We start from the raw sequence: 15,332 nt of genomic DNA, 5'->3' as shown, positions 1-15,332 counted from the left end.
GACTTAAAATGAAACATGTGCTCCAAAGGTAATTGCCCCTTGCCCAGTGCGTAAGGATCTGTCGCCTCCATATATTCCTGAGTTTTGAAACTCGGGATCAATACCCAGTTTATTAGCTTTCCAAAGCATCAAATTGGATACCTGTGCACGTAAAGTTATTCCCTGAACCTTAAGCTGCTCAGTTAACCTTTGTGGAAGACTGTAAGCCAGCGTGATATCTCTTACTTTAACAAAGGAGGCCTTGAACACATTACTGTTTGCGGCAGTATAGTACAGCGTATTTCTGTCACTATTGAGCGAGTTGTCACCTATATAACGAGGAATATCTGTTCTCTTCTCGTCACCAGCAACTTTCCAGCGGTTAGCAAATTCAGCATGCACATTGTCATACATGGCTTCTGTCCAAAAAGTATTCACATCCCTGGACATCACATGCCCCAGGTTATACACCAGGTTGACATTTAGCGAAAAGCCTTTGTAGTTAAAACTATTGGCCAATCCACCAGCCCAGATTGGCTGCCTCGTACCCATAAACTTTACGTCTTCTACCTTCGAAATATTAGGATCACTAGTAATAGTACCATCTGCCAATCTGATCTGGGGATCACCGGAGCTATTCAGTCCGGCATAGTCGAATGCGAACAATGCAAATGACGGATAGCCAGCTACATATGGTTGTCGGATCATTTCAGTTCCTGAGGCAATCGTACCCAGTGATTGTAATTCCTGAACCTTATTTTTATTGTAACCAAGCGTAAAACTAGTGCTCCAGGAGAAATCTCTGGCCGCTACGTTCACCGAGTTCAAACTAATTTCAAATCCCTTGTTTTGGACAGCACCCAGATTTCCAATTACACTTTCATAGCCTGAGAATTTGCTGACAGGGAGATTTCCCAGCAGATCGGTTGTATTTTTGATATAAGCATCAATCGATCCGCTTACCTTTCCTTTGAACAAAGCAAAATCCACTCCGGCGTTTTTGATTACTGTACTTTCCCAGCTTAGCTTATCATTACCAGGGGTTGCGATAACCAGTCCCCTTCCTGTCACGTACCAGGGTCCCACAGCAGCGGTTAAAATATCGTAAGATGCCGCAGTACCTGGTTGCGGGGCATTACCGGCAACACCATAAGTAGCTCTTAGGTCGAGCCTGGCTAACCAGTCAATGTCCGACATAAATTTCTCTTCACCGAGCATCCACTTTCCACCAATACTCCACACTGGCCTGTTTTGCGCAGATTTATCTTTACCAAACAAATTGCTCTGATCATTTCTCCAGCTACCGTTCAGCGTATACTTTCGCATAAAACTGTAAGCCAGGTTTGTATAATAAGAGCTGGTTCTAACTACAGGAATATCACCTCCTGTAAAATTGTCATTTAAAGCTGGCGCTCCCCCGGTTATCGATTCGTCAAGCCCCTTGCTTAAAGTAACATAATCTATTGGCCTTCCCACTTGCAATTTATCGTCCCAGCCTCTTACAACAATGTGCGTTGATCTTCCGAACTGAGAAGTCGCCTCCTGGCCGGCAAGTACGGTTACCTGATGTTCGCCCCAGCCCTGATCAAAAATAAACTGGTTACGTAAGGAATAGTCCTTCAACGTTGAATTTGTTTGTGTTAATTTCCCACCTTCATTTGGCAAATAATAGGTAGGATCCTCTCCTGGTTGCGCGACAGTGTAGCGCAGCAACTCCCTACGCACCGCATAACTCTGGGCATCCAAAAAGCCTTTGCCGCTGGCAGACATAACATTATAACCATAGTTCCCTTCAAAACGCAGGCTTTTCAAAATCTTAACCGTAGCCCCGCCTACGATCCTGCTATAGATTTGGTCACTTTTGTTGTAACGCAGGTTGCGTTCATTCAATGGGTTATAGTCCAGATTGATTCCGCTCTCATTCTGATATTCCAGTCGCCTCGCCTCACTAAAACTTCCACCCTCGTATTCACCCATATGATTAATAGTTAAGGGGTTCCCGCTACCATCTTTGAACAGCTGATAAGGCACCAGCTTTGTTGGGACTGTAATGATATTATTGACACCGGAATCGTCCTTATCACTAATGTCGTCGAGAGATGAGCGCACGCTATTACTAATGTCGGTAATCAGGAACAGTGAAATACGCTTGTTCAGGATCAGGTCCTGCCGGAGGTTAATTTTATAAAGATCATCTCGCTCGCCTGGTTGGTTTGACTTTGTTCCGGTATAAGCACCAGATCCGTAAAAAGAATAGGCCTTTCCACCTGCGGAGGCAGAAATGGTCTGGTTAGTGAGCATGGCATTCCTGTAAAAAAGATCTTTAATCTGACTCCTGTTGTTTATCGCAGCCAGACTGTCGAGTCCTTTATTGGCTTGGGCCTCAGAAATCAGCCCCCCATCTCTGTTATATTGGATAACCTGATGAGGACGCAGTGCTGCCAGAGACGACGCTAGGCCGACAGGGTTGAAAGCTTTGTTTTGCTCAAACACCTCGTTCGAGGCCGTTATGAATGCACGGTTGTTCAGCCTTTGGATATAATCAAGATCCGGTTTACCCTGAAAATTCACAAAGCCATCATACTCAATATGCAGCTTATCACCGGCTTTACCCTTCTTCGTGGTAATTACAATTACACCATTAGCTGCCCTGGTACCCCAAATAGAGGCTGCAGTTGCATCCTTCAATACCGTAATGTCTTCCACATCCTGTGTATTGATGGCGTTGATGTTATCCTGGGGAACCCCGTCAACCACAATGAGCGGACCTCGGGCAGCCCCACCACGGGTAGGATTACCAAAACTATCGTGTAAACCAATCGTAGCCAATCCCCGTACCAAAAAAGGATTCTGAGTCGAACTTGGCGCGTTATTTACGACAAGTCCGGGGACCAATCCATCTAATCGAGAAAGAATGTTAGCACTACCCGACCGATTCTTCATAATGTCTAAATCGGGTTTAGAAAAGGAACCCGCACTTCGCTCCCTGGAGATTTTCTGGTAACCTGTAGAATATTTGATTTCTACCTCTTCTAGGTCGCTATCCAAAATCTCCATCGTAATGTTTCCAAGATTTTTTGCGGCTTTTACCTCTTTATCTAGATAACCTATATAGGTAATCTGAATAATGGCATTCTCCTCTACACCCTGGAGGTAAAACGCTCCTTTTTCATCAGTATTTACTTTAACATTACTACCTTTAACCCTGACACTCGCGCCACCAAGCGGATTTCCATCGGAATCCGAAACCCGGCCGCGTACATCGATACGTTCGAATTTCGAAATGATCCGTTCTATCAGTGATGGTGCTTCCCGTCTTCTGATAGATACAATCTTCCCATCTATGTCTATGCTATAACTAAGGGACAGACCCTGTAATGCAGATCGCATCACCTCATCAATATTTGCGTTATTGACAGCGATGTTAATTTTTTTGCCGGCTGGAAAGATATTCCCATCGTAAATGAAATCGTAACCGCTCTGTTTCCGGACTTCCCTTAAAACCAATTCTAGTTGCGCATTCTTTTTGTTCAAAGTAATCCGCTGGCCAAAAGTTGACGCGCTCACCTGAAGAAAACATACCAATAGCATTATGGTGGTCAATCGCATAATCAGTAGTATTTTGGAATACAGGGACATAGGCATATCCCTATACATGGTATAAATTTTATACATTTGTTTAGTTTGGTTTTTGCAGCAAGCCTTTACTTTCCAGGGACCAGGCTGCTGTAATGAAAAATTTAATAAATTGACTCAAACTGAAACCAGGCGTGCCAAAAGCATTCCTGGTTTTCTTTTCTTACAGGCCCTTAGCTGTTCTTTCGTAGTTTTCTGATCATAGTGGTTGGTTTTAGGTTTGTATTAGTTGATGATATTGGCTGTTCAGATACTATTACCTGAACACATAAATTTTTTGCCCTTCTATGCGGAATTTGGCCAGACCTGAATCTTCGATTGATTTAAGAACGACTGATAAAGGCTTATCCCGGGATATCCATCCACCGGATTTTATATTATCTGGCACGGTTTCGTCATAAAATACCTCCACATTATACCAGCGTGCAATTTTCCGCATGGCCGTCTTGAAGTCTACATGGTTCAAAAAGAAATCACCGTTTCTCCAGTCCATTACATTTTCGAGATTTGCCTCAGCGACCCTGATGTTTGTACCATTATTTAATACTTGTTCACCAGGTCTGATAATTCTTTTATTCTTTCCAGCTGTCACACTCACAGATCCCTCAATTAGCGTTGTTGCGATGAGAGGTTCATTCGCATAACTATTCACGTTGAAATGGGTACCCAAAACTTCCACTTGCTGACCTTCGCTCTCCACGATAAATGGATGTGCTTTGTCTTTAGCGACTTCAAAATAGACCTCTCCTTCAATCTGAATGATTCTTTGTTTTTCAGTAAACCTTGAAGGGAACTTGATACTGGATGCAGCATTCAGATACGCTACTGTACCATCTGGAAGGGTAAAACTATAGGTACCGCCCATTGGCGTGCTGGCAATGAGTGTCGTTGCTCTAACGGTTTTCACACTATCTTGCACAACTACATTTGACCTTGTCGAATCCAGGTTAATCACCTTTCCGTCGGCAAGTGTTATTGTGGCACGATTACCTCCAGGTTTGATATCCCTGGCGTAATTGGATTCTGAAGTAGCCTTCATGAAATGTGGCTTATTAAAAAACCAAAGTCCAAAAGCAATTGCTGCAATTGCAGCGGCCGCTACAGCAAGCTTCGGCCACAATATCGTAGTTTGGTATTTTTTATTCAGTATCGCCTGGGTTTTAGACCAGGTGGCCTGCTCATCGCCGGCTTCAAACAACGTTAATTCTCTTCCCAATAGCTCCTCATCACTGAAACTGTCGAAAAAAGCCTTGTTTTCCGGATTTTCAGCAAGCCAGGTATTCAATTCTGCCTGTTGTGATGCACTTAGCCTACCCTGCAAATACGCAGTAATCAGTTTAGATATATTGAATTGTTTTTCCAGCATAACGATACATTAACATAGGCTTCATGCCAATTTAATATAGAAACAACTCAGGAAATCAAACAACTCAAAAAAAGCAAATTATTTTTGATTCTTTTATATACCATCCAATGCTAACAAGATCGTCAGCATTAAAGCATTTGAAAAACCTTTTTTAAGCATAGCGGTTTTCAATAGTTCTACTGACCTTGTTTTATAATTTCGTACGGTCTGAACAGAAAGATTCAACTGCCCGGCGATTTCATCTGTTCTTTTATGTTCAAAGTAAATCAGCTTAAACACTTCCCGGTAATTTTCAGGAAGAAGTTCAATCTCCATGCGCAACGCTTGCAGTACTTCCGAGCGCATGATGTGGTACAATACGGTATCCTCATTCTGCACCAGCTCCTTGTAAAACAATTCCTGAACCCTGGTCTTAATTTTGATGTGCTTAAGGAAATTGAGACAGGCATTACGGCAACTGATATATAGAAAGGCCTTCACATTTTCATCTGCTTCAAAATCACTTCTTTTTTCCCACAGGGCCACAAAACAATTGGCTACAATATCCTGCGCCTCTTCTGGGTTCTCTATTAACCTGGTCGCAAAATAGAGCAGGGATTTGTTATGAAGCTGGAAATAATGTGACAAAGCCTGGTCATCACCCCTTCGCAACAAATTGATCCAATATATATACTCATTTTCATTGTTCTCTATCATCCGGATATGCCAAGTAGAATCCAGATGCAATATCCGCATTAATTTTGGAATGGGGAAAACTCTAATTGTATGACTTACCGCTGACATATCAAATGGACTTTGTGAATGTTCAATCAAACCTACTATACTACCATAGAGATAGTATTGTAGGTTTGGAAAGCATTTGCAATGATGAATGAAGATACTAACTATTGGAATGATGGAACAGCAGATATGACCAGATTGTTTATTACCTGAGTTCCATTTCCGGATAGCTTAATTCTGTTTATTAAACTTTTAGGGAAAAACACATCCGTCATCACTGTTAGCCCATCATCAGCAAAAAGTTCTGCGGATGCAACATCCAGGATTCCGGGGTCATCCGGGCGATCGATCACCGAAAGATTAAAATCTGACGTCCGGACCTCACATATTCGATTATACTATTGTCTGCCCATGGCAGCCTGGAGCAGCAGATCTATGGTATGGAAAGCATGGCTGATGCTTATATTGTAAAACCCTTTAATTACGAATACCTGGTGGCAACTGTAAAGAGCCTGTTGAAGAACCGCTCCCTGCTCAAAAGTCATTATGTTAGCGATATCAGTACTCCAGGAAAACAACCCATTTCAAGAAGCCTGGACAAAAAATTCGTGAATGACTTTGCAGGAATTGTAGAGCAGAACCTGGCCAACGAGAATTTTAGCGTAGATGAGATCAGTAGAGAGATCGGTATTTCCAGGGTTCAGTTATACAGGAAGGTTAAAGCCTTGCTGGACTGCAGTGTAACAGACTACATCATGAACAGGAGGTTAAAAAAAGCAAAATACCTGCTGATCAATGAAAGGTATAGCATCGCGGAAATCACCTATATGGTCGGCTTTTCATCACCGAATTACTTTTCTACGGTCTTTAAATCAAAATATGGAATGCGGCCAAGTGAGTTTAAAAAAAATCAGTCTTAACCGACCTAGCCGGGCCCTTCCAGGGATAACTCCAATATTAACTGCTTTGAATTAAAGTAATTGGTTACTTTAGTCGCAATTTCTTATATTTAATCATCAAAACGAGTAGAGTGAAAAGGGGAACTGACTTAAAAAACGAGTGGAACAACTTCATCAACAATGCTAGCGAATCTGCTTATTATCAACTCTATGCTCATTACCACAAGTACTTTTTTTATATAGGGGTAAAAAAGGGAGCTCTATCTGAAAAAATCGGAGATTGTGTACACGATCTTTTCCTCTATATTTTTGAAAACCGGGATAAACTCTCCAGTATCAGAGATCATCATAATTATCTACTCACTTCCTTTTTACGTGCCTTGTTCAAAAAAGATCATTTCAGTTCCGAAGAAACTCAGGAATTAGCATCATTAGAAGAGATTTTGATTGTACCCGCTTCAGATGAGCAGATAATGACTACGGATACAGGTAATCAGGTTAAACTTATCCTCCAGCATTACATAGATGAACTATCGGTAAGCCAAGCCAGAATGATTTATGAGAAATTCTATTTGGGTTTAAGTTATGAAGAAATTGCAACAACACACCAAATCACCGTACGTACAGCTTATAATACCATCTTTAAAGCTATTCATAAGTTGCGAAAACACATCGGAGACAATAAAGCTGCCAGTCTTATCACAGCAATCGCAACCTTATCTCTGCTATTTTTAATACTTTACAGTTAGTTCAAATATCGAAATATCATAAAAAAATAGAAAACGTAGTAAAAAGTTCGGCTTACTTGCTCTATTGTCTAAACCCTTATTAATATGAAGGAATCAGACCTAAGCAAGCTTGTTAGCCAGGAGAGTTTTCTGAACTATTGTTTCAAAAGCAATACTAACGATGTTACTTATTGGGAAAAGTGGTTAAAGGAAAATCCTCAACATAAAGATCAGGTTGAAGAAATAAAGACCACTCTTTTGCTTTTGCCTATACCAGCTGGAGAGAAGGTAATTGACCACGATTTTAAGATTTTGAAGAATAGCATTGCTAATTTAAATAAAGTTAGCCCATTAAAACCTTCCATTAAACTTTGGCCGCTCATCGCTGGAATTACAGCAATTCTTGCGGTTATTGTTTCAGTAATACTGTTTTTCAATTATCGTAGTAAAACAAGGTTTAATAGTGATGCTATTCGCCTGTCAAATGACCTTACACCAGGAGGTAACAAGGCGATCCTAACACTCGCCAATGGCAAAACGATCAACTTGAGTGATTCCAAATCCGGCATTGTAATCAAAGCCACCGGACTGACTTATAACGACGGCACCGCTATAAATTACATACAAGTGAAAAATTCTGAAATCTCGGTTATAGCCACACCACGCGGCGGACAATATAGCATAGAACTGCCGGATGGCACAACTGTGACCTTAAACGCCTCCAGCACCCTCAAATTCCCTTCAACATTTCAAGGATTAGTCAATAGAACTGTTGAGCTGGCTGGCGAAGGTTACTTTCAGGTTGCTCACGATAAACAACATCCCTTTCTTGTGAAAAGTGCCGGACAAACAATTGAAGTATTGGGTACCCATTTTAATATCAACAGCTATACAGATGAGCCAACAATTACTACCACACTGCTGGAAGGTCGTGTAAAGGTCTCTTCATTACATGGAGCCAGGGAGGTCGAAACCATCCTGAAACCAGGTGAGCAGTCCCGGCTTAATCACGATGGAAAGCTGCTAATTGCAACAGTAAATCCGGAAGAGGCAATTGCCTGGAAGAATGGTTATTTTTTATTAGATGATGACAATTTTCAGAGCGTCATGAATAAAATATCCAGATGGTATGATGTGGAGGTCGTCTATGAGTCCATGCCTAGAAGCTTACGATTAGAGGGGAGAATTTCCCGTGCCAGAAAATTATCTGCGGTGCTCAATGCACTTCAGGAAACAGGAAAAGTTCACTTTAAAATTGAAGGAAGGAGGGTGACCGTTATAGACTAAATCAATTACAAAACAGGCTAATAATTTAGCTGACCCAATGCGGATCGGGCCAGCTAAGTTTAGTATGATCTTCTCGAATTCTATTAAAATATCAACCGAAGTGGATTGTCGCATCTGAACAATGTGAAGACAACCGCTGTAAACCAAACCTAACAAATGTACAAAATTTACAACTTGAAAAGATGTATCCCGCCGGGTTGCGTCAAAAAAATAACGCATGTTATGAAACTAACCAGTATGCTGTTGATGGTCTCTATAATGCAGGTTAGCGCCAGTAGTTTTGGGCAAAGAATAACGCTCAACAAGCAACATGCAAAAATGCAGATCATCTTCAAAGAGATTCTCAAACAAAGTGGTTATGATTTTGTATATGACAAAACTGTCTTGCAAAACGTAAAACCCATTAGCTTACATGTAACAAATGCGACTATCGAAGATGCATTAATCGCTTGCTTTTCGGGACTGCCCCTTACTTACCAGATTAAAGACAAAATAGTGGTGGTGAAGGCCAAAGAAAAGGGGATTTTCGATGTGATCACAAACTTCTTCGCTAATATAGATATCCGGGGGAGGGTAACGGATGAAAAAGGCATGGGACTTGCCGGAGCCACAGTTCGTATCAAAAATGATCTGAAGAAAACAACAACAACTGATGCTAACGGATTTTTTTTCCTAAAAGGTGTAGATGAACAGGCGTTACTCACAATAGGTTACGTTGGATATCAGACTAAAGAACTTAAGGCCAACGAAAACTTAAGTGCCATTCGCCTGGAGCTCAGTAATTCAACTTTGGATAATGTGCAGGTAATCGGTTACGGAACAACTACCAGACGCTTGAATACAGGTAATGTATCTACTGTTAAGGCTGAAGTATTGGAACAGCAGCCAGTATCACAACCACTTTTGGCCCTCGAAGGATTAGTACCAGGACTTTTTATACAGCAGTCATCAGGACTGCCGGGAGCACCGGTCAAGGTACAGATGCGTGGAACCAACTCTATGCAGTCTGGCACCTATCCCCTATATATCATTGATGGTGTACCGTTCAACGGAGCGCCAGTCGCCGATCAAAACACAGGAGCCACAGGTTTCGGCGGACAAGCAAATGGCGGCAGTGATCCTCTGAATCTCATCAATCCTACCGACATTGAAAGTATTGATGTACTTAAAGACGCCGATGCAACTTCTATTTATGGTTCAAGAGGCGCCAATGGTGTAATATTGATCACCACAAAAAAAGGAAAATCAGGTAAGGCCCGCTTAAATTTTAACGCTTATAGCGGTGTCGGAAAGGTAACCAGGATGCTGCCAACACTCAGCACTTCAGAATACCTGGCTATCCGCCGACAAGCTTTTGCCAATGACAACATTACGCCAACTGCGGCGAATGCGCCAGATCTTCTCCAATGGAAACCCGATCAAAATACCGATTACCAAAAGATGTTAATTGGAGGTACGTCGCACCTTACTGATATCAATTCCTCCATTTCCGGAGGCGATCAGCTGACTACGTTTTTATTGAGCGGTACTTTTCATAACGAAACTACAGTAATGCCCGGGGATTCCCGTTACCGGAGGGGTTCTGTAAATATGAAAGTGAATCATACCTCTGCCGACGGTCGGTTAAAGGTTGATCTAAGTACCATATATGCCAAAGATAATAACCTGATTTATGGTAGTGATTTTACCGGCAGCAGCGTAACTTATCCCAATAACTATCCACTTTACGATGCTAACGGGCAACTTTATTGGGGATCGGGTATCAGCAATCCTTTAGCCGAAGTCAGGAAATATCTTAAAACTGCTACCGATAATCTGATACTAAACGCTGCGATTAGTTACAAAATCTTACCGGATTTGCAGATTAAAACAAGTCTGGGCCACAATGGCATAGGTTTCGATCAGAAAATGATCATTCCAGGTGACGCATACGACCCCGCATACCGCGCTCCGGCAACAGGAATGTACAGCATCAACAATACCAAATCCTACATAGCTGAACCGCAATTAGATTATAACGTCGCTATAAAAAAGGGTAAATTAAGCGCAACCTTGGGCGGCACCTGGCAATACACTCAATATAATCAGCCTTTATATGTTATCGGCCGGGGCTTTGCATCCAAATCATTAATGGAGAACCATGCATCGGCAAGCACTATTTTCATCAATCAAAGCGCCAGCGCTGAGTATAAGTATTTGTCTGTATTTGGCAGACTGAATTACACCTGGGATGGAAAATATATCCTGAACGGGACGTTCAGAAGAGACGGATCGTCCAGATTTGGTCCTGATAAGCGATTCGGAAACTTCGGTTCTGTGGGTGCTGGCTGGATATTTTCTGAGGAATCTGTAATTAAAAACTCAAAATGGCTTAGCTATGGAAAGCTAAGAGGTAGCTATGGGATTGTGGGGAATGATCAGATTGGGAATTACAAATATCAGAATACCTATGGATCTTCTGATTTTCCCTATGGTACCGCATCTGGCTATGTCCCTTCAGGAGTTGCCAATGAACAGCTACATTGGGAGAGCACCTATAAACTGGAGGCTGGTTTAGACTTGGGCTTTTTGAACAATAAATTATTACTTAATAGCGCCATATTTCGTAACCGTTCAGGTAATTTACTTGCTGCTTATCCCCTTTCACCACAGTCTGGCTTCGCCTCCTATACTGCCAATATTGATGCCATGATACAAAATACAGGATTTGAGTTAGAGATAAAGGCAAATCCCATTGCGCAAAAGGATTTCAGCTGGAATACATCATTCAATATTTCATTTTACAAAAACAAGTTGCTGGCCTTTCCTGATCTGTTAACTTCAACTTATGCGAACGCTTACGTAATTGGGCAGCCACTAAGTTTGATCGCATTGTACCATTCCACGGGCTTTACAAACGGCCAGGCTACCGTGCAGGATGCAAATAACGACGGTGTAATCAGCCGGGGTTTAATGGCTAACGGATTGGGGGATTATATAATCGCCGGGAGCAATGATCCTAAATATTACGGCGGATTGAGCAATAGTATCAGTTACAAAAAATTTCAGCTTGACTTTCTGTTCAATTTTGTGAAACAAAAAAAATACGGTATCACCAGTTTTCCAGGGCTGTTGTCTAATCAGTATAGAGATGTGCTAAATAGCCAGTTTACCCCAAGTACGCAATCATCGTCAGCTTCCTACAATTCATATGTCAATTATTACCTGACTTCCGACGCTGCGTTTGCTGACGCCTCCTTTATCAGATTAAAGAATGTTTCTATATCCTATACACTTCCTGATCGCTGGAAAAAAGCAATGGGCATGGCTAACTGCAGGTTATATATCCGTGGGCAAAACCTGCTGACAATAACCAACTATAAAGGGTTTGATCCCGAAACTAATATTACTCCCGGCAGAGTAAATAACCCGTTTATTTCTCCCTTAAGTACACCAACTATGCCTTCGCTAAAAACGTTCACTGCTGGAATTCAATTTTCATATTAACTAATTATCATGAAAAATCTGATTAAAAATAATATATATTACTGTCTTGTGCTGCTTACCTTATGCAGCTGCAAAAAACTGATTGATGTAAAAGGTGCCGGCGAGACATTGGTGACTTCCTCCATCTTTGCTGACTCTACTACTGCGCATGCAGCTTTAAACGGGATGTATTCGGAATTGTACAACAGATCAGGGTTGAGTATCTATGCCTACCGTAGCAGTCTGCTACCTGCGGAATCGGCGGATGAACTGATCCCTGTACAAAACACATTCGATGACTTTTACAACAATAGCTTACTAGCGACTGATAATAATATAAAGGATTGGTGGTCCAACAGCTATAATATCATTTACCAGGCCAATAAAATTATAGAAGGCGCCAATGCTTCGGAGTCACTTTCGCTGTCGTTAAAAAAACAGCTGACTGCTGAATCCAAGTTCATTCGGGCATTTTGCAGCTTCTATCTCGTCAATTATTTTGGAAGTATACCACTTTTAACGACCAGTGATCTACAAGTCATTAATACGGCCCCAGCCTCAACCACAAGCCAGGTTTACACCCAGATCATAGCCGATTTGTCTGAGGCAAGGGATGCGCTGCCTAAAGATTATAGCTGGTCCGGAGGCAATCGTACACGAGTAAACAGTTTTGTTGCATCGGCTATGCTCGCCAGGGTTTATTTGTATACCGGACAATGGGCACTTGCCGAAGAAGAGGCAACCAAAGTGATCAATCAAACTAGTCTTTATGATATCGTTCTTAATCCTAATAATGTATTTCTGGCAAACAGTAAGGAGGCGATCTGGCAGTTTTATACAAATGCTTACAGGTGCACCTATTTTGCGTTACAATTAATTCCAACCGGCTTGGCTGTACCGAAATATGCTGTTAATAGTGTTTTGTATAACGCATTTGAAAATGGTGACACCCGTAAATCCAACTGGATTAATAGTCTATCTGTATCAGGAACTTTCTATACTTACCCTTACAAGTACAAAACAAATACAAAGACCAATACCGAGTTTGAAATGGTGTTGCGACTGGCAGAACAATACCTGATCAGGGCTGAAGCCCGTACCCAGCAGAACAATACGGACAGGGCTCAAGACGATTTAAACGTAATCCGTCGCCGGGCAGGGTTACTCAAAACAACAGCATCCGATAAAGCCTCCTTATTATTGGCGATTGAGCGGGAAAGGCAGGTTGAACTGTGCTTTGAATGGGGACACCGTTGGCTTGATCTGAAAAGAACAAACCGTGCCAATACTGTTATTGGTGCACAAAAGCCGACCAGCTGGCAATCCACGGATGTTCTATATCCGATACCGCAATCCGCTATTTCAACAAATCGCAGTTTGGTTCAAAATGAGGGATACAAATAGCGATACAGCAACGCCTAAAAATACTTAAAAAAGATGGGCAGCGCGGCTGCTCATCCTTCTAATCAATTTTATTTTATAGAAAAATGAAAACACAACTATTTTGGTCTTTAGTGTTGGTCCCTGTAATGGGATGGGCACAAAGCAACAGCTTTACGATTAAAATTAAAGCGGGTGATTTAATTGCACCGGCCAGGGCGTATCTTTCTTACAAGGATGGCGAAAATCGCGTTAAAGACTCTGCAATTTTCAGTAACGGAACAGTACAGTTTCGGGGATTGGTATCTGAGCCAAAACAAGCAGATTTAATTATAGATCGCCAGGGCATTGGCGCAGATAACATCCCATATGGGAAAGGCGATATTTTTAACTTTTACCTGGAAAAGGGCACAATCGTCATCACTACCAAAGATTCCATAAAATCAGCAGTCATTAGTGGTTCTGCGCTGTCAAACGAATATCTAGCCTATAAAAAATTAAAGTCTCGCCAAACGGCAGATTTAGCCGCATTAATGGTCGATTATTCAATAATTTCGGACGCAAAAAAAAAGGATACTGTATTCATGAATGCTTTTATGGCGAAGTATTTCAAAATATCAAATGAAATTAAAGTGATTGACGAGAAATATATCACTGATCACCCGGATTCGTATGTAAGTCTTGGAGCTATGAGTGGATTCACTTCAATGGATATGGATGTTAAAAAGGCTGAGAAACTTTTTAAAAGCCTGTCAGCTCGAATGCATGATACAGAGATTGGCAGGCAAATTGAAAAAGTAATCCTCACTGCAAAGCTGACTGCTATCGGAAACATCGCCCCAGATTTTATTCAAAATGACATCAATGACAAGCCGGTTAAACTTAGCGATTTCCGGGGTAAATACGTCTTATTAGATTTTTGGGCGTCATGGTGCGGCCCCTGCCGTGCAGAAAATCCGAACTATGTCAAGGCTTACCATCAATACAAAAATAAAAACTTTGATATTTTGGGTGTATCACTGGACAGGCCAGGGAAAAAAGCGGATTGGCTCGCTGCTATTAAAAAAGATGGCCTGGTATGGACCCAGGTATCTGACCTCAAGTTCTGGAATAATAATGCGGCCAAACTATATGGGATTAAGGGTATTCCTCAAAATTTCCTGATCGATCCCAGCGGTAAAATAGTTGCCTCCAATCTCAGGGGTGAGGAGCTCAATAAAAAAATGAAAGAATTATTTGGTGACTAACCAAAACCAATTGCCATTTATGACATGGAATTGAGGGTGTCATATACCAATGCTGACACCCTCTATCCATTAGTGCTGATATCCAAAAATCTGACTCAGACTTAGTTTAGTCACTGTTCCTAATTTCGCTAATAACCAAAGATCTCTTCGGAGCTAATTTTAAATAAAGCAAACAACTCACTATGAAATATGATATCATATTTTATAGTGAGTTGAATAGCTTCTATCGCGCATCGCGGAAGAAAAATATTCCTGTTTTATTTTTTTAGTTTCAAATAAGAAATATAAGAAACTGCTGTAGCTGCTGTGATTAAAAGTGTTACACCATATTTATCAATTCCTGCACCATTAGCGATTAGCACATAGGTGGCTCCGATAAAATAAAAAATAAAGCCCGCATAGGCTGCTTCGTGAAATTTCTTCAGGGACGGAACCAGAATAGCTATTGCTCCGAGGACTTTTACAGTCCCTAGAAAGGGCAATAGGTACTGGGGAAGACCAAGTTCCCGGTTCGTTTTTACCAAAGCATCAATCTGAAGTATATTCAGGATGCCTAAAAGTCCGACCAATGCGACAAAAATTGTCGATGTCCAATATATTATTTTTACAACTTTAACATTCATTT

Annotated in this window: 11 protein-coding genes; 6 read left to right on the top strand and 5 right to left on the bottom strand. The window is 41.4% G+C overall.

The window, feature by feature from the left end:
- Nucleotides 1-3: 3 nt before the first annotated feature.
- From BFS30_RS20510 to BFS30_RS28220, 4 genes are all read right to left on the bottom strand, one after another.
- The gene (locus BFS30_RS20510; protein ID WP_083252139.1) at nucleotides 4-3,654 is read right to left on the bottom strand and encodes a SusC/RagA family TonB-linked outer membrane protein; all 3,651 of its coding nucleotides are present in this window, start codon (nucleotides 3,652-3,654) and stop codon (nucleotides 4-6) included.
- 217 nt (nucleotides 3,655-3,871) lie between these two features.
- Nucleotides 3,872-4,981, bottom strand: a complete 1,110-nt coding sequence (locus BFS30_RS20505) for a FecR family protein (protein WP_069381002.1) — start codon at nucleotides 4,979-4,981, stop codon at nucleotides 3,872-3,874.
- A 93-nt stretch (nucleotides 4,982-5,074) separates the two neighbouring features.
- The gene (locus BFS30_RS20500) at nucleotides 5,075-5,677 is read right to left on the bottom strand and encodes an RNA polymerase sigma-70 factor (RefSeq protein WP_083252331.1); all 603 of its coding nucleotides are present in this window, start codon (nucleotides 5,675-5,677) and stop codon (nucleotides 5,075-5,077) included.
- A gap of 188 nt (nucleotides 5,678-5,865) precedes the next feature.
- Nucleotides 5,866-5,976 (bottom strand): hypothetical protein, encoded by a 111-nt coding sequence (locus BFS30_RS28220; protein ID WP_420488426.1) that lies wholly within the window; start codon nucleotides 5,974-5,976, stop codon nucleotides 5,866-5,868.
- Between the two features lie 126 nt (nucleotides 5,977-6,102).
- Here BFS30_RS28220 and BFS30_RS20490 point away from each other — a divergent pair, with 126 nt between their 5' ends.
- From BFS30_RS20490 to BFS30_RS20465, 6 genes are all read left to right on the top strand, one after another.
- Entirely contained in the window at nucleotides 6,103-6,621 is a 519-nt protein-coding gene (locus BFS30_RS20490; RefSeq protein WP_069380999.1) for a helix-turn-helix domain-containing protein, read from the top strand.
- Nucleotides 6,622-6,731: 110 nt separating this feature from the next.
- On the top strand, nucleotides 6,732-7,349 hold the full coding sequence (locus BFS30_RS20485; RefSeq protein ID WP_069380998.1) for an RNA polymerase sigma factor: 618 nt from the start codon (nucleotides 6,732-6,734) through the stop codon (nucleotides 7,347-7,349).
- A gap of 84 nt (nucleotides 7,350-7,433) precedes the next feature.
- Entirely contained in the window at nucleotides 7,434-8,615 is a 1,182-nt protein-coding gene (locus BFS30_RS20480) for a FecR family protein (protein ID WP_069380997.1), read from the top strand.
- Between the two features lie 222 nt (nucleotides 8,616-8,837).
- Nucleotides 8,838-12,101: a SusC/RagA family TonB-linked outer membrane protein gene (locus tag BFS30_RS20475; RefSeq protein ID WP_167353175.1), complete on the top strand. Its 3,264-nt coding sequence runs from the start codon at nucleotides 8,838-8,840 to the stop codon at nucleotides 12,099-12,101.
- Between the two features lie 9 nt (nucleotides 12,102-12,110).
- Nucleotides 12,111-13,484, top strand: coding sequence for a RagB/SusD family nutrient uptake outer membrane protein (locus BFS30_RS20470; protein WP_069380995.1), 1,374 nt, complete (start codon nucleotides 12,111-12,113; stop codon nucleotides 13,482-13,484).
- Between the two features lie 83 nt (nucleotides 13,485-13,567).
- On the top strand, nucleotides 13,568-14,707 hold the full coding sequence (locus BFS30_RS20465; RefSeq protein WP_069380994.1) for a TlpA disulfide reductase family protein: 1,140 nt from the start codon (nucleotides 13,568-13,570) through the stop codon (nucleotides 14,705-14,707).
- A 257-nt stretch (nucleotides 14,708-14,964) separates the two neighbouring features.
- On the opposite strand, the gene BFS30_RS20460 is transcribed toward BFS30_RS20465, so the two are convergent.
- A complete protein-coding gene (locus tag BFS30_RS20460; protein ID WP_083252137.1) occupies nucleotides 14,965-15,330 on the bottom strand; it encodes a DoxX family protein in 366 nt (121 codons plus the stop codon).
- Nucleotides 15,331-15,332: the final 2 nt, after the last annotated feature.

The sequence above is a fragment of the Pedobacter steynii genome, assembly GCF_001721645.1.
In the GTDB taxonomy this organism is placed as follows: domain Bacteria; phylum Bacteroidota; class Bacteroidia; order Sphingobacteriales; family Sphingobacteriaceae; genus Pedobacter; species Pedobacter steynii_A.
This window is presented reverse-complemented; position numbering and strand designations above follow the sequence as displayed.